The organism is Klenkia terrae (genome assembly GCF_900491935.1).
In the GTDB taxonomy this organism is placed as follows: domain Bacteria; phylum Actinomycetota; class Actinomycetes; order Mycobacteriales; family Geodermatophilaceae; genus Klenkia; species Klenkia terrae.
The window spans coordinates 2,701,702-2,721,028 of record NZ_UEXK01000004.1; the positions used below are offsets into that span (position 1 = coordinate 2,701,702).

The 19,327-nt window shown below is 74.0% G+C and carries 16 protein-coding genes and 1 pseudogene; 10 read left to right on the top strand and 7 right to left on the bottom strand.

The features are described 5' to 3' along the window. Window positions 1-71 precede the first annotated feature (71 nt). Together LFA75_RS13605 and LFA75_RS13610 are read left to right on the top strand one after the other, a co-directional pair. Window positions 72-416, top strand: a complete 345-nt coding sequence (locus LFA75_RS13605; protein ID WP_225234166.1) for a hypothetical protein — start codon at window positions 72-74, stop codon at window positions 414-416. A 1,097-nt stretch (window positions 417-1,513) separates the two neighbouring features. Further along, the gene (locus LFA75_RS13610; protein ID WP_225234167.1) at window positions 1,514-1,846 is read left to right on the top strand and encodes a hypothetical protein; all 333 of its coding nucleotides are present in this window, start codon (window positions 1,514-1,516) and stop codon (window positions 1,844-1,846) included. Window positions 1,847-1,945: 99 nt separating this feature from the next. On the opposite strand, the gene LFA75_RS13615 is transcribed toward LFA75_RS13610, so the two are convergent. Then, window positions 1,946-2,761, bottom strand: a complete 816-nt coding sequence (locus LFA75_RS13615) for a hypothetical protein (RefSeq protein WP_225234168.1) — start codon at window positions 2,759-2,761, stop codon at window positions 1,946-1,948. 206 nt (window positions 2,762-2,967) lie between these two features. On the opposite strand from LFA75_RS13615, the gene LFA75_RS13620 reads away from it, so the two are divergent. Together LFA75_RS13620 and LFA75_RS24290 are read left to right on the top strand one after the other, a co-directional pair. Next, window positions 2,968-3,372, top strand: a complete 405-nt coding sequence (locus tag LFA75_RS13620) for a YbaB/EbfC family nucleoid-associated protein (RefSeq protein ID WP_225234169.1) — start codon at window positions 2,968-2,970, stop codon at window positions 3,370-3,372. Window positions 3,373-3,468: 96 nt separating this feature from the next. Then, a pseudogene (locus tag LFA75_RS24290) lies at window positions 3,469-3,783 on the top strand (WXG100-like domain-containing protein); the annotation flags it as partial. Between the two features lie 212 nt (window positions 3,784-3,995). Here the strand turns inward: LFA75_RS24290 and LFA75_RS13630 are convergent. Continuing rightward, complete coding sequence (locus LFA75_RS13630) at window positions 3,996-4,334, bottom strand: hypothetical protein (protein ID WP_225234171.1); 339 nt, start codon at window positions 4,332-4,334, stop codon at window positions 3,996-3,998. 1,796 nt (window positions 4,335-6,130) lie between these two features. Between LFA75_RS13630 and LFA75_RS13635 the strand changes: the two genes are divergently transcribed. Together LFA75_RS13635 and LFA75_RS13640 are read left to right on the top strand one after the other, a co-directional pair. Then, complete coding sequence (locus LFA75_RS13635) at window positions 6,131-6,682, top strand: hypothetical protein (protein WP_225234172.1); 552 nt, start codon at window positions 6,131-6,133, stop codon at window positions 6,680-6,682. Between the two features lie 47 nt (window positions 6,683-6,729). Continuing rightward, window positions 6,730-8,466 (top strand): toxin glutamine deamidase domain-containing protein, encoded by a 1,737-nt coding sequence (locus LFA75_RS13640; protein WP_225234173.1) that lies wholly within the window; start codon window positions 6,730-6,732, stop codon window positions 8,464-8,466. Window positions 8,467-9,307: 841 nt separating this feature from the next. Here LFA75_RS13640 and LFA75_RS13645 read toward each other — a convergent pair. After that, window positions 9,308-9,598 (bottom strand): hypothetical protein, encoded by a 291-nt coding sequence (locus LFA75_RS13645; RefSeq protein WP_225234174.1) that lies wholly within the window; start codon window positions 9,596-9,598, stop codon window positions 9,308-9,310. A 91-nt stretch (window positions 9,599-9,689) separates the two neighbouring features. On the opposite strand from LFA75_RS13645, the gene LFA75_RS13650 reads away from it, so the two are divergent. The 3 genes from LFA75_RS13650 (at window position 9,690) to LFA75_RS13660 (ending at window position 12,843) form a co-directional block, all read left to right on the top strand. Then, a complete protein-coding gene (locus LFA75_RS13650) occupies window positions 9,690-10,766 on the top strand; it encodes a glycoside hydrolase family 55 protein (protein WP_225234175.1) in 1,077 nt (358 codons plus the stop codon). A 22-nt stretch (window positions 10,767-10,788) separates the two neighbouring features. Beyond that, a complete protein-coding gene (locus tag LFA75_RS13655; RefSeq protein WP_225234176.1) occupies window positions 10,789-11,919 on the top strand; it encodes a glycosyltransferase in 1,131 nt (376 codons plus the stop codon). Window positions 11,920-12,012: 93 nt separating this feature from the next. Next, the gene (locus LFA75_RS13660) at window positions 12,013-12,843 is read left to right on the top strand and encodes a class I SAM-dependent methyltransferase (RefSeq protein WP_225234177.1); all 831 of its coding nucleotides are present in this window, start codon (window positions 12,013-12,015) and stop codon (window positions 12,841-12,843) included. Here the strand turns inward: LFA75_RS13660 and LFA75_RS13665 are convergent. Genes LFA75_RS13665 through LFA75_RS13680 form a run of 4 tightly spaced genes read right to left on the bottom strand, consistent with a single transcriptional unit; the run spans window position 12,816 to window position 17,827 of the window. Beyond that, the gene (locus LFA75_RS13665) at window positions 12,816-13,934 is read right to left on the bottom strand and encodes a glycosyltransferase family 4 protein (RefSeq protein ID WP_225234178.1); all 1,119 of its coding nucleotides are present in this window, start codon (window positions 13,932-13,934) and stop codon (window positions 12,816-12,818) included. The two genes, LFA75_RS13660 and LFA75_RS13665, sit on opposite strands and share 28 nt — an antisense overlap. Further along, a complete protein-coding gene (locus LFA75_RS13670) occupies window positions 13,931-15,280 on the bottom strand; it encodes an oligosaccharide repeat unit polymerase (RefSeq protein WP_225234179.1) in 1,350 nt (449 codons plus the stop codon). The genes LFA75_RS13665 and LFA75_RS13670 overlap by 4 nt, the downstream gene beginning before the upstream one ends. After that, window positions 15,277-16,170 (bottom strand): glycosyltransferase, encoded by an 894-nt coding sequence (locus LFA75_RS13675; protein ID WP_225234180.1) that lies wholly within the window; start codon window positions 16,168-16,170, stop codon window positions 15,277-15,279. Before LFA75_RS13675 ends, LFA75_RS13670 begins: the two co-directional genes overlap by 4 nt. Next, window positions 16,163-17,827 (bottom strand): GumC domain-containing protein, encoded by a 1,665-nt coding sequence (locus LFA75_RS13680; RefSeq protein WP_225234181.1) that lies wholly within the window; start codon window positions 17,825-17,827, stop codon window positions 16,163-16,165. The genes LFA75_RS13675 and LFA75_RS13680 overlap by 8 nt, the downstream gene beginning before the upstream one ends. Window positions 17,828-18,036: 209 nt before the next feature. Between LFA75_RS13680 and LFA75_RS13685 the strand changes: the two genes are divergently transcribed. Beyond that, complete coding sequence (locus LFA75_RS13685; protein ID WP_225234182.1) at window positions 18,037-19,281, top strand: glycosyl hydrolase family 28-related protein; 1,245 nt, start codon at window positions 18,037-18,039, stop codon at window positions 19,279-19,281. Window positions 19,282-19,327 lie beyond the last annotated feature (46 nt).

Sequence of the window (19,327 nt, forward strand, 5' to 3'; positions counted from 1 at the left end):
TCCGGTCCGCGGGCTGGTGTCACAGCCGGGCCGGTGGCACGGTGGCCGGGCCGCCACTCCCGGGAGGACCCATGGCCTACGACTCGGTGCACGTCGATCCCGATGCCGCCGGTGCGGCACTGCGCTCCTGGCAGGCGGCCGTGCAGCAGCTCGAGCGGGTGGTGCAGCTGCGGGCCGCCGCCATCGAGGATGCCGAGGCCGCCCGGCCCTGGGGCGGGGACAACGGTGGTCCGCTGTTCGCAGACGTCTACCGGCAGGGCGCAGCACCGTCCCGGGACGCGGTGCAGACGATGACCGGCCGGCTCGACGAGCTCGGCGTGCAGGTTGCGGCGGCAATCCAGGCGTCCCTCGCCAGCGACGAGGCCCAGGCCGCGGCGTTGGCCCCGGCACGGGCCAGGCTCGACGCCGGCCGCTGACCTGCGGCTGGCTCCCGCGGTCGACCGTCATGAGCTGGGCGGTCGACCCGAGGCGTGCTGCTGACGGTCCTCGTCCCACGCCGCCCGCCGCCGGGACCGGTCGACGGCGCGGGCCTCGGCGGGTGTGGGCGCCAGGTCCGGTGCGGCGTGCCGGCCGCGCCGACGAACCACCGGCATCCCGCACCGGCGCACCAGGAGCCGGCGGCAGCTTCGGTGCCCCCAGATGCTCAGGCAGCCCGTGGAGTCCGCGGCCACGCAGGTGGTCCTGCAGCGTCGGGGGCCCGATGGGCCGCATCGGAGTCAGACCCGGCGCCGGGCCGGGCACGGTCGGGATGTGGTCGATCGCGGGCGCTCGGCGTCCGGCCAACGACGGCACGGCACCTCGGCCGACCTGGCTGAGCCCGGCCGGGAGGGTCGGGACCACCGGCGCGCGTCCTGGCCCCTGGGTGGCATGGACCCAGTGGTGGCCCGCCAGCCTCGGCGAAGCGGGAACCCAGCGCGCGCCCGCCGGCCCCGGAGCGGACGACACCTGGGGAAACGGCCAGGACGGGGCTGAGATTGACACGGCTGCAACCACGTCGGCCGCCCCCCAAGCCGGGGCCACCGGCACCCGCCCGGTGAGGACCGGCGCACCAGGTGGGAACACGGGTGAAGGCAGGGCCGGGATGCCAGGCGCAGCCGTGATGCCCGGCGTGGACAGCATCGCGGGCGCGGGCAGCGGCGGCATCGATGGAGCAGTGGGGAGCGTGGGCAAGGCCGATGCGGCACGCGGCACCGGGACGGCAGGGGCCATCGGGATGCGGGGCGCCGCTGGCCCACCCGGGAAGCCGACCCCGTCGGGCAGCCAGGCGCCGGTGACCAGGGCAGCGAGGGTGGCGTTCCCGGGGACGACCGCGTCGGTGGGACCGGCGAACACGGGACCGGGCGCCGCGAAGGTCAACGCGCTCTGGGCGAACCGGGTGGCGAGCGGGCCCACCACCTCGTCGAGCGCCTGACGGGTGTACCGGCGGACGTTGTCCTCCAGGTCCCCGGCCACGAGTGCGCTGTCCACCAGGTCGGTCACCGCCGTGCCGGCCGGTCCCAGCAGGCTGCCTGAGGTGTCCGGCCGGTCGGCGATCGCACCGGCCGCCCGGGTGAAGTCGTCCCAGATCCACTGCATCCGCAGCTTCGCGCCGGCCACGACCACGGCGAGGTCGGCCAGCTCGGTGGCCCGCGCGGCGGCGATCTCGGACCAGGACTCCAGCGAGCCGACCGCGGCCGCGCCGCGCTCAGCGAACCTGGTCGACGCCTCGGACCGCCAGCCGTCGCCGAGCCCGGCCAGCGACCGCCGCAGGGAGCGCGCCTCGGCGTCCAGCAGACCGCCGAGGTCCTGCCAGGCCACTGCGGCGTCCCGCATCCCGGTCGGGTCCTCGAGCATGACGGCGGGGTAGATCCGGGTGATGGTGAGCAGCCGGAGGTCCAGCCCGCCGGCCTCCACCGGGTCCACCCGGTAGCCGCCGCCGGCGCCGTCCGTGCGCGGGGCCGGCACCTCAGCCCGCCCCACCGAGGGCCGCCGCGAGGTCCGTGGCCTGCTGGTCGTGTTCCTGCACGACGTCGGTGTCGGGCTCGGCGGCCGGGACGTCGTCGGGGTCGGCCTGCACCACCTCGCTGACACCGTGGTCGTCGACGACCGCGGTGTACGGGATGCCGTGCTGCGCGGTGAGCCGCTCGGCCGTGCGAAGAGCCTCGTCGTGGTCGCCGGCCGGGTCGTAGCGGGCCTCGGCCAGCACGCCGTCGTCCCCGATCTGGTCGTCGTGCGCGGCGACGGCGTCGGCGGGGCGGGAGTACCGGTCGTCGGCTGTGCCGGGGCGTCGTCCGGCGTCCAGCTGGTTGCCGAAGCGCTGCTGCTCCGGGTCCGGCGGCAGCGGCGGACGGGTGCCGTCGACCTGGTTCTGCGCACGCAGCGCCTCGTGCGCCACCCGCTCGGCCTGCGCGGCGGCGTCGGCCCGCCGCGACGTGATGCTGGTCTGGCCGGTTGCTGGCGCGAAGGCGGCGTCGACAGCGGCCATGCTGACCGCCTGCTCGGCGTCCCCGGCGCGGTAGTGCGCCGCCGCGGTCGCGGCCACGTAGCTCAGCGACAGCAGCCCGTCGTGCACGTCGCGCAGGAACCGGGCAGTTGCCTGGGTCGCGGCCGAGTAGGCGCCGGCGGCGACCACCGACTCCTGCATCCCGCTCCCGCCGAGACCGGCGCCGGCGATCGGCAGCTGGAGCGAGGAGGTCGCAGTGGCGACGTCGGCGGCGCGGGCGTGCAGGCGGCTCGCGAACTCCAGGACGACGTCCGCGTCCACATCGGTGCTCTCGCTCATCGGGCCTCCCTCGGCGTCCGCGGCTGGTGATGACGGGGAGCGTAGGTCGGGGTGGTGACGCCACCAACCCGTTGCCCGCAGCCTGTGGACAACTGCGAAAGTCCAGCTCAGAGCGCTCGTTTCGGTCGTCGAGCCCGCGGTGGCCCGGTCGGCGGCCCCTACCGTCCGCTGCACCACTTGTCCTCGACCGGCAGGAGTGCAGCCCCATGACCGAGCCCGACCGACGTCCCACCGTCGACTTCCGCGCCTACGCGCAGCAGCTGCAACTCGACCTCCGGCGGCTGGTCGAGCAGGGTCCCGAGCTGGCCCGTCAGGCGCGCGCGGTGCAGGCCACCGAGACCTCGCCGGACGGGCTCGTCTCGGTCACCGTCGGCCCGCAGGGTCGCGTCGTCCGGCTCGACCTGGACCCGCGGATCTACCGGACGCAGGACGCCGGGGCGCTGGCCGCGCTGATCACCGAGACCATCGAGCACGCCGTCTGGACCGCCGAGGACCAGGTGGTCGCGCTGATGTCCGGCGTCGCCGACGGCGAGCAGGTGCGCGCGATGCTCAACGGGGACGACGAGGTCGTCGCCGGGATCGTCGGCGAGCAGCTCCGCGGCCGGCGCTGACCGCAGGACACGGTGGTGCAGCGCCCGGACGACGTCGTCAGCCCGTTCACCTGGCTGGGGGCGGACGGCGACGGGTTCTGGGTCGACCTGCTGTCGATGGTGTTCGGCGGGTCCACCTGGCCCGAGGGCAGCGAGTCGGCGGTGGGGGAGCTGGCGCAGGAGTGGGCCGACCTGGCTCAGGGGCTCGCCGACGCGTCGGGTGACCTGCAGTCGGCGGCCGCCGAGCTGCTGACCGCGTGGGACGCACCGGCGGCCGAGGCCTTCGACGACCTGGCCCGGACGCTGCTCGGGTCGGCCGAGTCCGGGCTGCCCGGGCACGTGCAGAACGCCGCGGCGGTCGCGCGCCAGGTCGGCGGCTTCGGGGTGGACCTGCAGTACGCGAAGGTGTCGGTGAACGTGGCGGTCGCCGTCGCGGCCACGGCAGCGGTGCTCGCGATGGTGATGGCCTTCGCCGGCGGGCTGTCCCTGGCGACGCTGGGGCCGATCGCGTCGACCGCTCGGCAGGCGGTGCTCACCGCGCTGGAGGGCCTCGCGTCCGCGGCCGGACGGCGGGCGCTGGTCCAGGACGTCGGCCGGGCGGTCGTGGACGGGGCGGGACGCGTGGCCGCGGTCCACACGACCGGTCACCACCTGCGGCACGAGGTCGTGGAGGAGGTGCTCGAGGAGCTGGGGATCGACGTCGGTACGCAGGCCTGGCAGGCCGGCGACGGGACGCGCACCAGCTGGGACGGGCTCTCCACGGTGACAGCCGGGCTGGCCGGGGGTACCGGTGGTGCGGTGGGCGCAGGGCTGGTGGCGCCGGTGTTCTCGCGGATGCGGTCGACGCCGCGGATGGCCGCGCTGGCCGGGCTCGGCGCCGGTGGCGGGCTCGCCGCGCGGACCGGCAACGGCGTGCTGCGGCACTCCGGCGGGCTGGCCGCCACCGCCGGCACCAACGTCGTGGCCTCGCCGGCGGGCGGCATCGCGGCGGGTCTGCTGACGGGGCAGGGCATCCCGACGATGGACGGCTTGACCTTCCTCGCCGCCGCGCTCGGTGCAGCGGGCCGCTACGGCACGGTCAGCCCGACCCACCCGGCAGTGCTGGCCGCGGGCACGCGGCCGATGCAGACGCTGACCCGCTTGCACGTCGACGCGTTGGCCGGACGCACCGCGCAGGAGGAGTTCCGCGGGGCTGCTCTCGATGCGGCCGGCTCTCCGGGGAGTGGCGCGGTCGACCCGGACACAGATGGCCGGGTCGCAGTAATAGCGGACACCGCGGGGGCGGACCGGCTGACGACCTCTCGGACAGCTTCCGCGCTGGCCACCGCGGACCCGAGCCGGGCGGCGGCCACCTCGTTCGGGGACGGGCCTGCGTCGGCAGGTCCCGCGGCGCCCGTTATCTCGTCCGCCGCGCCGGCCGGGACCATTGCTGGACCGCCCGACGTCGGTCCGGGAGCCTCGGTGGCCGACGCGGTAGGGCCCTCGGCGGCGGGTGCGGACCGAGCGCCCGGCATGGGTGTGATCGCCGCCGGCTTGGCCGAAGGCGCACGTCCCTCGGCGGCCGCCGGTGGGCCTGTCGATACCTGGGCTGCAGCTGCCGAGGTCCCCACTCCGACGGCAGTGAGCGCGGCCGAGCAGTCAGGGGCGTTCGAGGTCCACCGGGCCGTGTCCTCATCAGTGCAACCGTCGACCGACCACGCCGCAGGGCTCGGAGACGTTCCCGCGGGAACGTCTCCGGCCGCGGACGTGCCGGGATCGACGCAGCCCCACGCCGGTGACGGCGGGATCGGCGGCGACAGCGACGGACCGAAGGCTGGCGGGACGTCGGACGCAGACGGCCAGACCCAGGATGGGCAGGGGCACGAGCCCGCCGCTCCCGCGGAAGCTTCGCCCCCACCGCCGGTGGATCCGCCGCCGTCGGCCGAGCGGGAGCACTACGAGGGCAGTCCGAGGGCGATCCAGCGGTACGCCATCGAGGCGGTCGCCGGGGCGCAGCCCTGGGCCGACCTGGTGGGGCAGCAGCTCGACGAGGTCTTCGATGTTCTAGAGGCGGGCGGGTTCCCGAGGCCTGAGGCGGTCGGCACCGAGAACGCGGTCAAGACCGTGTGGTCGGCGGTCCGAAAGATCCAGCCGCCGGTGCAGGGTGGGTCCACGGTCGCCTCGGCGTTCTGGGCCATGGACGACCTGGTCCGGTTCGCGGTGCAGACCGACCCGTCCCGCTACGGCGACTCTGTGCTCGCCACCCTCGAGCTGCTGGGCCAGCACGGATGGGCAGCGCCGGTCCCGCGACCCGGTCAGCCGGCGCATGAGGACTGGCGGAACACCTGGGCGCCGGGCAACCGGCACTTCGGCCTGCTCGTCGTGCTGACCCATGTGGTGACCGGCCAGCGCATCGAGGTGCAGTTCCCAACGGCGACGTCGTGGGCGGTGGGCAAACAGACCCACGAGATGTACGAGACGTTCCGCTTGAACCGAGACAACCCTCTAGAGCGGGTCGAAGCGCTGGCGCAGATCCGAGAGATCGTGCGTTCGCAAGGGCTGGAATCTGAGGTCGTGCGGGGACTCGACAAGCTAGGGCCCGGCAAGGCAAACAGTCCGGCGCGCATCTTTGAGAAGGATCCGGAACTAGCGGTCCAGTTCATCAAGGCTGCAGTGCACAAGGTTGGGTCGGCCGAGACCTTCCTGGTCCGGGCCGGTATTAGCCAGCCGGTCGTGGAAGAGATAGTCACGGCCGCCGAGAAGGTGGCTGCACAGCAGACCACGGAGGGAGGATCAACGGATGACGGATCCGAAGCACCCGGGCTGGGTGTTGTGGGAACGGGTGCGGCAGGAGGACGAGGCGCTGCTGGACAAGGTGCGAGCCAGGAACGAGAGGCTGGGTTTGGCTCCGCCGCCCCCCTATCAAGCTCTCCCGGACGACCCGGGCGAGGAACACCTCGACCTGCTCGTGCGGCACGAGGCCGAGGACCTGGAGCGGGCGGAGGTCTTCGAGTACGCAGTCGTGACTTGGACCAAGCTCGGCGTCACCCAGATCTTGGCGCGGCGGAACGTGCGGGGGAGCTGGGAGACGGTCCTGTTCGACGTGCCCAGCGGCCGGTGGATCTGGGACCCGGTGAGCGGCAGCGAGACGAACGCGCAAGCGGTGTTCGACGAGGACCCGTACGTCCAGATGGAACCGGCGACCCGCGAGGAGGCGGAAGCAGCAGCCCGCAGGAAGGGCACGACGCTGCCCACCCCCGAACGCCTGCTGGAGATCTGCCAGAACCAGGAGGGCCGGGAGCTGGGCATGTCGGCCACCCGCTCGGACCGGGACAACCGCGGGCGCACCTGAACGGCCCGCTCGCCGTCGGCGCGGACACCGCGTCGGCCCTCGACCACGTGCTGGCCGAGTCCGGAGCGCAGGTGCTCTGGCAGGGCGCCGACGGGTCGCTGTCCGGACGGGCGTTGCTGCTGGCCGACGGCTCGTCCATCCGGGTCAGCACCGGTGACAACCCCTGGGCGACACCTGAGCCCGACCGCCCGCTGCAGATGTGGACCGTGGGTGCCGTTCACCTCGACGACGGCCCGCTCACCCCGGCGGCGTCGGCGTTCCTGGTCGACCTGTCCGCAGCCCTCGACGACGAGGTGGGCCACCCCGGTCCGTCGTCCGAGTGGCTGTCCCAGCGGGCCACCCTCGACCCGCGCACCCACCGGATCACCGAACGCGGTGTCGCCCGTCCGCATGACGGCGGGGACGACGTCTGGGTGTGGGACGCCGCGCAGGGGTGGGTCGATGCGCGGCGGGCCGGTGGGCTGGCCCGGGTGCTCGACGAGGGGCTGGTGCCTGCCAGTGACTACGCCAGCTGGTCGGTGGAGCCGCTGGCCGGCGAGGTCCTGCATCGAGCCGCCCGGGTCACCACGGAACTGCACCGGAGCCGTTTGGCGGAGCTGCACCCCGGCGCACCCCACGACGCGACCTCCGTCGCTCGCGCCGAGCAGCGGAACACGCTGCGCCGGGCGGCGGCGGACTGGGCCGCGTCGACGGTCACCCCGGCACTCGCCCTGTTCCTGGACTCCCCGGTGCACGCCGTCGCCGTCGCCGGGGACCGCCTGCTCGTCGAGCTGGACGGCGGCGGGCTCGCGGTCGTCGCCGTCGCGGTGGCGGAGAACGATGCGTTGCCAGGCAGCCGCCCCGGGCTGCAGCAGGCCGGCACCACCACCCACATCGGCCGGCTGCGCAACGAGCTGGCCGACCTCACCACCACGGAGCAGCAGCGCGCCGTCGTCCACGCCCTGACCCATGACCTGCAGCACGGCACCGTCCGGCACTTCCGGGTGCAGGGCGTGGTCACCGACGGCGAGTTCGTCGGCACCCGGGTGACCGAGTTCGAGGTCCTCCGACCCGCTCCCGACGAGGTCGGGGCCCCGCGGGCCCGCGTCGAGCCCCACCGGCACATCGACCCCGGGCTGAGCACCCGGGAGGCCATGGGTCGAGCGGTCGCTGGCTGGACGCCGACCTCGGTCACCGATGCCGTCGCCAACGCCTCGCGCTGGCTTCCCTCCGTCAACCCGCTGTACTCGGCCTACCCGGTCACCAGCCGGATGCCGTACGGCAACAACTGCGGTGACTGCTCCCGGGCGGTCGCCGACCTGGTCCAGGGCAGGGACGTCCGGACGGCGTTCGGTGACAACGGGGCCCGGGTGCTCGACAGCTGGCAGCACTGGGGCACCTCGCCAGGAGAGCTGCCCGAGATGTGGCGTTGGGCGGGCACCGTGCCTGGCTGGCACGGCCGCCCGAGCTCCGTGTCCCCGGCCCGGTTCACCGCCGAAGCCGACACCCGCATCGGTCAGGCGCTGTCGACCGCACCCGAGGGCACCGTGGCGATAGTGCTGGTCAACTGGGCCAACGAGCACGGTCGGACCACGGGTGGGCACTGGTTCACCGCCGTGGTCACCGAGGACGGAGTCGAGTGGATCGATGGCCAGAGCGCCGAGCACCACGCCTGGCCGCCGCGGTACACCCAGCCGTACAACGGGTTCAGCGTCATCACCCGTGCCGAGGACTCGGACACCTGGGAGGACCTGTTCCGCGGGAACGGGCGTGCAGTGCCCGCCGACCCGCACCCGACCGCTTGACCGCACCCCGGACCCGGTGGTGTCGATCTCGCATCTCCGGCGGCGCCAGGATCACGGCGACCGACGAAGCGGGGACCTCGACCGCGAGCCCGACGTGGTGGCCCGTGACGTGGAGTTGCTGTGCGCAGAGTGACACCGGATGCGGCGGACGGCGTTCGACCAGCGGCCGGCCGACGGCACGTGGGCCACGCAGCAGCGTCAGACTTACGACCGCGGAGACGGCGCGGCGGTGCTGCCCGACGACGTCGAGCTGGTGATGTCGCCCTGGATGAGCCCTGGGTCGGTGGCCGAGCGGCTGTTCCTGTTCGCCGCGTCCTGCTCGGCGGCCGACCGGTCCGGGGCCGGCGGTGGGTTGGTGGAGGAGGGGAGGCCATCGAGGTCCGCGAGCTGCCGTACCCCGAGGCGCTGGCCCAGGTGCGCGAGGGCCGAATCGACGACGCCGAGACCGTGCTGCTCCTGCAGTGGCCGCCCTCGGGGTCCGTTCCGGAGCACTACCAACCGCCACGAGCCCGCCCACCCCGATCGTCCGGCGTGTCGTGACGAAGAGCACGGCTTGGACAAACTGCAGGTCAGCGCTGAATGACCAGCGCCCTCCGAACAACTGTGGACCGTTCCGTCACAGAGTTCCCACCCGTCCCCAGGCATCCTCGCTCTGCGTGGTCAGCACATGACACTCAAGCACTGACGCACCGAGGTCGATGGTCGGTGTGCAGGTACGTCGATGATGGGGGCACGCAGTGCAGTGGAACAGGATCGTCCGGGGACCGCGGATCGCCGTGGCAGGTGCGGCGTTCGCCGTCGTCACCGGCGTGGTCGTCCCGATCGCTGTCAGCGCAGCCCCTCAGGCTGGTGAGGTCGCCGCAGTCGCTGCGGACACCACCGGGTCGGCCCAGGCGACGACCGGGTCCGGCGGTGCACCCACGACCACTGCACCCGGTGCCTCCGCGTCGGGCACCACCCCGCGCGGCAGCGCTTCGCCGACGAGCAGCGCAGCTGGCAGCACCCCGTCCGGCACGTCCCCGGCGACGGGTAGCCGCACGACCACCGGCCCGGCGGTAGCCGGCGCGTCGACGGGGACGGCTGCGGGCTCCTCCACCTCCTCGGGCGTCGCCGCGGTGGGCGGCCCGTCCACGAGCGCGTCCGCCGCCCCCTCCGCACCGGCGCGGACCCCGGTGGCCCCGTCGGTTTCCGGGCCCGCGGCGCCTCCCCAGGCCGCTGTCCGGATGATCTCGGTGACGGACATGGGTGCGGTCGGCGACGGTGTCACCGATGACACCGCCGCCGTGCAGGCTGCCCTCGACTCGGCCGGCCGCGGTGACACCGTCCTCCTGCCCGCGGGTCGGACGTTCGTCCAGACCCGGGTGCTGACCGTCGCCAACGCCGGCGTGACCGTCACCGGTGGGGGGACCCTGCTGGCCACCCAGGAGTCGGACTCGTCGTTGACCGTGACCGCTGCGGACGTGACGATCTCCGGCATCACCTTGGACATCTCCTCGACTTCCCGCCGGTGGGATGCCTACGAGCAGCAGCGGCTGCGGCTGGACGGAGCGTCCCGGGTCGTCGTCCGCGACGTCGTCGTCGACGGTTCGGCCGCGGCCGGCGTCTACGTCGGCGGTGGCACGTCGGACTTCCTGCTCGACCGGGTCACCGTGCAGAACACCCGGGCTGACGGCATCCACATCACCCAGGGCTCGCACGACGGCCAGGTGCTCTCCCCCGTGGTCCGCAACGTGGGCGACGACGGTGTGGCCGTGGTCTCCTACCGGCAGGACGGCGACCCGTGCGCCCGCATCCGCGTCGTCTCCCCGTCGGTGAACGGCTCGACCGGCGGCCGGGGGGTCTCCGTGGTCGGCGGCACCGACGTCGACGTGACCGGGCTCGACGTCCGGAACACCTACGGTGCGGCCGTCTACCTCGCCGCCGAGGGGAACTGGGGCACCACCGGGGTCGCCCGGGTCCGGGTGAGCGGCGGGACGATCGTGAACGCGAACTCCGCGACCGGGATCGACCACGGCTCGGTGCTGGTCTACAACGGCACCACCGACCAGACGGTCCAGGACATCACCGTCACCGGGCTGACCGTGAGCGGCTACCGGGCCACCGTGAGCCGCGTGCTGGGCCTGATCGCCGACTCGGCTGCCTCGCCCGGCATCCGCAGCGTCACGCTGTCGGCGATCACGATCACCGGGGACTCTCGCCCGGCGGCGCTGGTCAGCAACCAGGGCGCGACGACGTTCACCGCCGCCGGCGTGCTCCGCAACGGCGGGGCGCTGGTGAGGACCGGCGGCTACTTCCGCTGAGCCACCGTGTCAGGCTGTAGGGATGACCACCCACAGTCCGGACCAGCACGGATCGGCCCCGCGGGTGACGCTCGTGCACGAACGCTTCACCGAGTTCGCGGGCTCCGAGGCCGTCGTCGAGCAACTGGCCCGGGAATGGCCGCAGGCCCCCGTCCTCGCCCCCATCGGTCGGCCGGGGGTGATGCCGGCCGACATCGAGCCCCGCGTACGGGCGACGGCGTTGAGCCGGCTGCTCCGCGGCACCACCTATGCCCACCTGCTGCCGCTCCTGCCGCTGGCGGTCCGTCGCCTGCACGTGCCGCCGACGGACGTGGTCATCGCCTCGCACCACGCCTTCGCCAACCAGGTGGTCTACGCCACCGACGCCCCGGTTGTGTCCTACGTCCACTCACCGGCGCGCTGGGTGTGGGACCCGAACCTGCGCGCAGGTGAGGTGGGGGGCCGGCTCGGGCAGCTGGGGCTGGGCGCGTTCGCGAAGGTCTACCGCCCCGTGGACGTCGCCGCGGCGGCCCGGGTGCACACGCTGCTGGGCAACTCCACCGCGGTCGTCCGCCGGATCGAGGACTGGTGGCAGCGCCCGGCCACCGTCGTGCACCCCCCGGTGGACACCGAGCGCTACGTGCCCGACCCCGAGGTGCCGCGCGAGGGGTTCTTCCTGCTGGCCGGCCGGCTGGTCGCCTACAAGCGGCCCGACCTCGCCGTCCGGGCCGCCGAACGGGCCGGCGTCCCGTTGGTGGTGGCGGGCGACGGACGGGCTCGGGCCGAGCTCGAGGCCCTGGCCGGTCCGAACACCCGTTTCCTCGGCCGGGTCGACGACGACGAGCTGCTGCGGCTGTTCCGCAGCTGTACCGCACTGCTGATGCCCGGGGTCGAGGACTTCGGCATCGTCCCGGTCGAGGCGCAGGCCTGCGGCACCCCGGTCATCGCGATCGACGCCGGCGGGACCCAGGACACGGTGGTGCCCGGCGTGACGGGAGAACTGGTGCCGCAGGTGGACGACGACGTCGACGAGGTGGAGCTGTGGGCCGCCGCCCTGCGCACCTTCGACCCTTCTCGCTACGACCCGGCCATCACCCGCAAGCACGCCGAGGGTTTCTCCCGGTCCACCTTCCGGGAGCGCATGCGCGGCGTCGTGGCCGGCGTGCTGGCCTGATCCACCCGACCGGGTGAGCGAGGGCTGGCCCGGCGGACCGCTCCCGTCTACGTTCTCAGCCACCCGCGTGCTGATGCGGGTCGAGGAGGACCCGTGGAGAGCGTCCCGACCGCCTGGGCGGTCCGCACCGAGACCGAGGCCGAGGTGCCCACAGGTCACGCGCAGCCCGTGCAGCGCGGAGCCGGTCTGCGGACGTACCTGGCCCCCAAGCTCCCTGCCGGCCCGATCGTGGCGTCCCGGACGCCGGCCGTCCGGTTGCGCAGCTTGGTGGGGCCGCGCCAACGGACCGCGGCCAAGACCATCGGCACCCGGCTGATGGCGCCCCGCTCGCGGCGGCGGTTCCAGGAGCTGCTCGGTGGGGGCCCGCTGCTGCTGAACCTGGGCAGCGGCACCTACAACGCGCCGGGGTGGGTCAACATCGACCTGTGGGGCCTGCACGCAGCGTGGGGGGTGCAGCCCGACGTGATCTGGGACCTGCGCCGTCCGCTGCCGCTGCCCGACGGCTCTGTCGACGCGGTCTTCCTCGAGCACGTCCTCGAACACCTGCCCGCACCGGTCGGCCTGGCCGCGGTCGACCAGGCCTTCCGCCTGCTGCGCCCCGGCGGCGTGCTGCGGATCTCGGTCCCGGACTTCGGGCGCTACGCCCGGGAGTACGCCGCGCGGAAGACCGCGCCCACGGCGCCCGGGGTCATCGACGCCGTTCGCCCGGGCCGCCCCACCGACCTGCTGGCGCTGGCGGAGGTGGTCTACGACCACGGGCACGTCTCGATCTGGGACGACGAGACCCTGGTGGTCCTGCTGGAGGCCGCAGGGTTCACCGACGTGGCGCCGTCGGGGTTCGGCGCCGGCCGGGTCGGGCCGTCACCGGATTCGCCGCAGCGGCAACCCGAGAGCGTCTACGTCGAGGGCGTCCGCCCGGCCTGATCCCGCCGCACGGCCGCAACCGTGCCGTCCGCGACGTCGTCCCAGGTCCGCCGGTCGGGCGGGTCGACGTGCGGTGCCCGTGGCCGGCCCAGGTGCGCCAGCGCGGCCGCGGCCCACCCGTGCACGTCCGCGGCGTCCAGGTGCTCCGCCCGGTCGCCGCTCACCTCCACCAGGGCAGCGTCGGTCGAGGTCACCAGCGGTGTGCCCAGGTCCAGGGCCTCGGCCGCCGGCAGGCCGAAGCCCTCGGCCAGGCTGGGCGCCAGCACCACGGCGGCGTTCTCGTAGGCCCAGCGCAGCGTGCCGTCGTCGATCCCCTGCAGCTGACGCAGGTGCCCCGCGGCCTGCAACGGTGCGAAGTCCGGGCCGTAGGACTCCTCCCCCCACGGCGGCGGGCCGACCTGCACGAGGACGGCGTCGGGCTGCCGGGCGACCACCTCGCGCCAGGCCGAGATCACCGTGGGCAGGTTCTTGCGGGGCTGGGTGTCCCCGACGACCAGCGCGAACGGCCGGTCCTTGAGCCCCTCGACGGCCTGGGGTGACGCCGTGAGCAAGGTGGGGCTGGTGGCCAGCGGGACAGCGGTGCTGCGTGCCGTCGTCCGGCCGTCGAAGGCTGTCAGCCGGTCTCGGGTAGCCCGGCTGACGCAGATCAGCGTGTCGGCGCCGCGGATGGAGCCCGCGTAGGGCAGTCGCAGCAGCGTGCGCTTGGCCGGGCCGAAGTCCTGCGGTCGGTCGACGAGCAGCATGTCGTGCACGGTCAGCACGCCGTGCGTGCGTCCCAGGCCACGGGGGAGCAGGTGCTTGGCTCCCTGGACGACGTCGAAGCGCCCGCGCAGCCGGGGCCCGAGGAGGGTGCGCTCGTAGGCCGGCACCGCCGGCCCGGGCAGGCCCGGGAGCAGGACCAGCCGGTCCCGGTCGCCGACCAGGTCCGCGAGCCCGTCGGCGGCGGCCGGCTCGACGAGCAGGTGCAGCTCGACGTCCGGGCGCCGGTGCAGAGCCCGGGCCAGCTCGACGGTGTAGCGCACGATGCCGCCGCCGCGGGTGGAGCTGGGGACGTGCCCGGCCATCAGCAACCAGCGCACCGGGCGGCTCACCGCCCGGCTCCGGCCGGGTGCCGGTGCGCCGGCAACGGGGGCCTCGGCCGGGACGACCGCAGGTGGGGTGCGCGCCGCCGGGTGTCCGGCCGACCGACGTACAGGGCGACCACCAGCAACGCGAGGACGGCGGGGACGACCCGGCCCTGGGTCCAGTAGAGGTACCGCGGCAGGTCGAACAGACCGGTGACCACCATCGGGTACAGCAACGCGCCCACCGGCGACCCCTCCAGGAACCCGCGGAACAGCGCGCCGATGACCAGCGCGACGACGACGAAGAAGACGAACCCGCCGACCAGGCCGAAGTCGACGAACGGGGTCGTGAACCCGCCCGGGTTGTTGAACTCGGGGTTGCCGAAGCGCTCGAGCACGTCCTGCGAGATGGCCGGTGCAGGTGCCGACAGCTTGTCGTACAGGTCGAGCTGGCCGATGCCCGGCGCCGTCCAGAACGCGGCGATCGAGTCCAGCGGCAGGCGCCCGGGGTAGCCGTCGTTGTCCAGGTGCAGCTCGCCGTTGTTGTAGGAGGTGGCGTAGTAGCCGGCCATGCGGATCAGGGCGAACACCGGGAACGACTCATCGGTCCGGGTCTTGAAGAACTGCCAGCTCCGCGAGTACTCGAAGGCGGCGAAGAGCAGGAAGACCAGCGGGGCCAGCACGACCGGCGCCCACGAGGCCACCCGTCGCTTCGCCCGGACGTGCGACCGGCCCGCGGCCAGCACGGCGATCACGACGGCCGGGACGGCCACCTCCACCAGCGCCAGCCGCTCACTGGCCACGAAGGAGCGGACCAGGCTCAGCAGCAGCACGATGCCCAGTTGGATGGCCAGGCGGCGCTCCCACCGGGTGACCAGCACGTAGGTGGCGACGACGGTGAAGGCGATGCCGACCTGGGTCAGCGTGGTGACCCCGGCGATCCCCTGCAGGGCCTCCTTCGAGTTCCCGCCGTAGTTCTCCTGGGTGATCAGTGCGGTGACGACGGCGGCGGGGTCCAGGCCGTTGGCGATCCCGGCTCCGGTGTACAGCACGTATCCACCGATGGTGACCCAGAACAAACCCTGCGCCGAGGCGGCCAGCCGCTCGGGCACGACGCCGGGCACGGGTATCAGCCGGCGCCGGCCCGACGGGGCCAGGACAGCGGTGGCGGTGGCGACCCCGGCGAGCACCAGGGCGGCAACCCCGACCAGCAGCAGCGTGCTTCCGGTGACGGACTTGGAGCTCCGGTAGAACAGCCGGAACGCCGAGTCGTCCATCCGCCAGGTGAGCAGCAGGGTGACCGGCACGAGCAGGGTGAGCGCGCCGGCCGGGGAGATCCACCAGGGCGCGGTCCGCTTGACGGGTGCAGTCACGAGCCGGTCCCGGCCGGCCAGTCCCGGGGCCGGCGATCGACCCACCCGGCCCATGTGCCGCGCAGGTAGGCGACGTCGGCGCGGGCGAGGTCGCGCTGGCCGCGTGCGGTGCGCACGACGGCGCCGACGGCCTTGCGGGCCGAGAACCAGACCAGCAACCAGCGGGGGAGCCGGTGCAGCCGCCACAGGTGCCCGTTGCCGCAGCCGTAGCGCAGCATCTTCAGCACGAAGCGGTCGTCGACCTCGTCACGGGGTTCGTCCTGCAGCACCACCAGGTCGGGGTCGTACTGCACGTCGCCGCCGTCGGCGAGCACCCGTAGCAGCAGGTCGGACTCCTCGCCGGCGCCGTACCACCCGGCCGAACCGACCCCCATGCCCTCGTCGAACCGGCCGACCCGGTCCAGCTGCGACCGGCGGAAGAACATCGTGCTCATGATCGAGGTCTTCATGAAGTTCGTACGGGTCACCGGGGTCCCGCGGTCGGGCCACCGCAACATGGAGGGTCGGCCGTCGATGGTCTGCTGCTGACCCGACATCCCGGCCAGGCCCGGCCGGGCGTCGAAGGTGTCCAGCACCCGGGCCAGCGCGCCCTCGGGGAACCAGCAGTTGTCGTCGGGGAACCCAAGCAGGCTGCCGCGGACCAGATCGAGGCCTGCGTTGCGGCCCACGGAGGCTCCGCGTTCGGACGTCGTGACCTGCCACGGCAGCGGCGGGTCCAGGTCCTCCAGCAGCCGGGCGCAGGACCGGTCGGCACTCTGGTCGCAGACCACGAGCTCGACCTGACCGGCCGGTGCGGTGCGCACCACGGACTCCACCAGGCGAGCGAACTCCTCCGGGCGCCCGACCGTGCTGACGACCAGCGACAGGACGGGCGCGGCCGCCTCAGCCACGGGTGGTGGTGGGCAGGTCGGTCCGCTCGGCGGTGATCGCCGGCATGCGGTCGGTGCCGTCGGTCGGCTCGGCCACCGCCTCCGGACCGGTGGTCGGCTCGGGCTCCTGCGCGGAGGCAGCGGGGGTCGCCGCGGTCGGCTTCCGGCGGCGACGGTGGCGGGGCGCCTTGTTCACCACGATGCCGGCCGGGGTGGCGCCGGCGCCGTGCAGGATCTGCACCGCGCGGTCCACGTCGGCGATGCGGCTGGGCCCGGTGGCGGCGACCAGGATCGTCTCGCGGCACTGCCGGGCGGCCAGCAACCCCTCGTCGGAGCGGTCCAGCGGCGGCGCGTCGACGACGACCGCCCAGCCGGCCCCGGCGGCCGCGTCGGCCAGACCGGAGGGGACGACGTCGGCCAGGCCGGTGCCGGTCTGCAGGGCGAGCACGGCGAGGCCGGGTGCGCCGACGGCGCGGCGCACCAGGACCTCCGAGCGCTGCGCGTCCGGGGCGCTGTGGCCGGACCCGCCGCCGGTGCCGAGCACGACCAGGGAGGGCTCGTGCAGGCCGCCGAGCAACGCGGCGATCTCGTCGAGGTCGTAGGAGACCAGCAGGGTGGGCCGGCGCAGCGCCGCGTGCCGGGCGTGCGCCAGTGCCACGAACGTCGTCCCGACGCCCGGGCCGGGGGCGACGACGGCCAGGCTGCCGCCGTTGACCGGGCCCTCGGGCAGCTGCAGCGCCTGCAGCTGGACCACCCGGCGCAGCACACCTGCGCGCCGGCGGCTGGCGGCGGCCGGGAGGTCGGGGCTGATCACCGGCACGCCCAGGCCGGACACGTCGTGGGAGTCGCGGACCCGGCCGCGCAGCGAGGAGACCACCGGTGCGAGCACCCCGCCGAGCAGCGCACCGACCAGGATCGCGGCCGCGACGGTGAGGACTCCGGAGGACAGCGAACCCGACGGCAGCACCGCCGCCTGCTGGATGACCCCGGCGACCTGGCCGGTGTCGGCGGCGGCCCGCTGCAGGGTGTCGCGGGCACTGAGCAGGTCGATGTTCTGCTGCGACAGCGCAGCCCGCTGCTGCTGGTTGACGTCGACCCCGTTGGTCGGCGGGGTGGGCAGCGCGTCGAGGGCCTGCTGGTTGGTGCTGATCTGGGTCTCGACCGTGGCCAGCAGGCCGGTGATCCGGTCGGCGAGGCGCTGCTGGCGGCCGGAGATGTAGGTCTCGGCCGCGGTCTGCGCCTGGGCAACCGCGTCCTGGGCATCGGTGGAGGTGCCGGTGATGGTGATGACGTTGGAGTCCCCCGACCGCACCGACTCCAGCCGCACGTCGTCCTGGGCGTCGCCGAGGGTGGTGGCCACCGCGGCGGCCAGGTCGGCGCTGTTCAGCGTGACCAGCTCGGTCTCCAGGTACGTGGCGTTCCGGGCTGCCTGGTCGCCGTCCAGGGTGCCGGTGGTGGGGTTCTCCACCCCCGCGGGATCCGGGTAGGTCTGCACCAGCGCCGCCGCGTTCACCTCCGGTTCGGCCGAGGCGGCGAGCAGTGCACCGCCGGCGCCCAGGACCACTGCACCCAGGAGGGCACCCACGAGCGCCCGTCGGCGACGGCCGGAGCCGCCGGTGCGACGGGTCGGGTCCTCGGTCGGCGTGCCCTCGGCGGGGGCTGCGGGCAGGCTGGTCACGATGGTCTTCACCCTCTCGGCCCGGCCGACGTCGCGCAGCGGCGGTACGGTGTACCAGCACGCCGAACCGCCCCGTGGCGGGGGCCGGGCGACTCGAGTATCCACGAAGGACCTGCGCGTGCCGGTCCATGAGCCGTTCCTGTCCTGCGTGGTCCGTGCAGTGCGGCCCGACCACGCCACCCGGGAACTCCGACGACGGGACTGTGCCCATGGCCGCCACCGACCACCCCACCAGCGAACTCCTCGACCCGACCGGCTCCGAGCAGACCGACGTCCCGCGTCGGCGTCGTCGCGGCCCCCTGCTCCTCGCCGCGGGTGTCGTGGTGCTCCTGGTGGCGGGTCTCACGTGGTTCCTGCTCACCCGGGACTCCGGGGACGACCTCCCGTACGACCCGGAGACCGCACTGGCGGTCGAGGACTTCGGTGCTGTCGGTGACGGGCGCACCGACGACACCGCGGCTGTCCAGGAGGCCCTCGATGCCGTCGAACCGGGTCAGGCGGTCCTGCTGGCGGAGGGCAAGACCTACGCGGTGTCCGACGTGCTCACGCTCTCCGTCCGGGGTTCCGTGCTCGCCGGCGACGGCACCCTATTGGCGACCGACGAGGAGCGCTCGTCGCTGACCGTCGCCGCGGACGACGTCGTCGTGCAGGACGTGACGCTGACCATCGAGGACACCTCGCGACGGTTCGACGCCTTCGAGCAGCAGCGGCTGTGGCTCGACGGGCACAGCGGCATCGTGGTCCGCGACGTGACCGTCCGGGGGTCGGCTGCGGCAGGCATCTACGTCTACGGCACCACCGACTTCGTGCTCGACGGTGTGCAGGTCAGCGAAACCGAGGCGGACGGGGTGCACATCACCGGCGGGGCCACGGACGGCCAGGTGATCAGGCCCGTCGTCCGGGACGTCGGGGACGACGGCGTCGCAGTGGTCTCCTACGCCCCCGACGGCGATCCGTGCGCCAGGATCCGGGTGCAGTCCCCGGTGGTCGACGGGACGGACGCCCGTGGCATCTCCGTCGTCGGCGGTACGGACATCACCTACACCGACATCTCCGTGAGCTCGACGGCGGCGGCCGGGGTGTACGTGGCGGCCGAGGGCAGCTACGACACGACGTCGGTGGACGGCGTGCGGGTCGAGGGCGGCACGGTGTCCGACGCGAACACCGACTCCGGCATCGACCACGGCGCAGTGCTTGTCTACAGCGGGGCCGAGGGGCGGACCGTGGAGGACGTGACCGTCTCGGGTCTGACCATCGACGACACCCGGACGGACGCGAGCCGGTGGCTGGGCGTCGTCCTCGACGGCGGCGGGACGGTCGCGGGGATCGCCCTCCAGGACCTCGCCCTGGAGGGGGACGGCCCGGAAGCGGAGTACGCCACGAACGACGAGGACGCCGACGTCTCCCTGACCGGGATCACCCGGGAGGGCGAGGAGCTGCCGGACCAGGACTGAGGCGCCGCTGTGCCGGGGCCCTAGGCTGCCGGGGCGACTGCCGTGG

What these genes read in the sequence shown, in the direction of transcription:
- LFA75_RS13655 (WP_225234176.1), top strand. Translation starts at nt 10,789, where the DNA reads ATGACCACCCACAGTCCGGACCAGCACGGATCGGCCCCGCGGGTGACG.
- LFA75_RS13635 (WP_225234172.1), top strand. Translation starts at nt 6,131, where the DNA reads ATGACGGATCCGAAGCACCCGGGCTGGGTGTTGTGGGAACGGGTGCGG.
- LFA75_RS13685 (WP_225234182.1), top strand. Translation starts at nt 18,037, where the DNA reads ATGGCCGCCACCGACCACCCCACCAGCGAACTCCTCGACCCGACCGGC.
- LFA75_RS13650 (WP_225234175.1), top strand. Translation starts at nt 9,690, where the DNA reads ATGATCTCGGTGACGGACATGGGTGCGGTCGGCGACGGTGTCACCGAT.
- LFA75_RS13605 (WP_225234166.1), top strand. Translation starts at nt 72, where the DNA reads ATGGCCTACGACTCGGTGCACGTCGATCCCGATGCCGCCGGTGCGGCA.
- LFA75_RS13630 (WP_225234171.1), bottom strand. Translation starts at nt 4,334, where the DNA reads ATGCCGCCCGCCGGCGAGGCCACGACGTTGGTGCCGGCGGTGGCGGCC.
- LFA75_RS13620 (WP_225234169.1), top strand. Translation starts at nt 2,968, where the DNA reads ATGACCGAGCCCGACCGACGTCCCACCGTCGACTTCCGCGCCTACGCG.
- LFA75_RS13615 (WP_225234168.1), bottom strand. Translation starts at nt 2,761, where the DNA reads ATGAGCGAGAGCACCGATGTGGACGCGGACGTCGTCCTGGAGTTCGCG.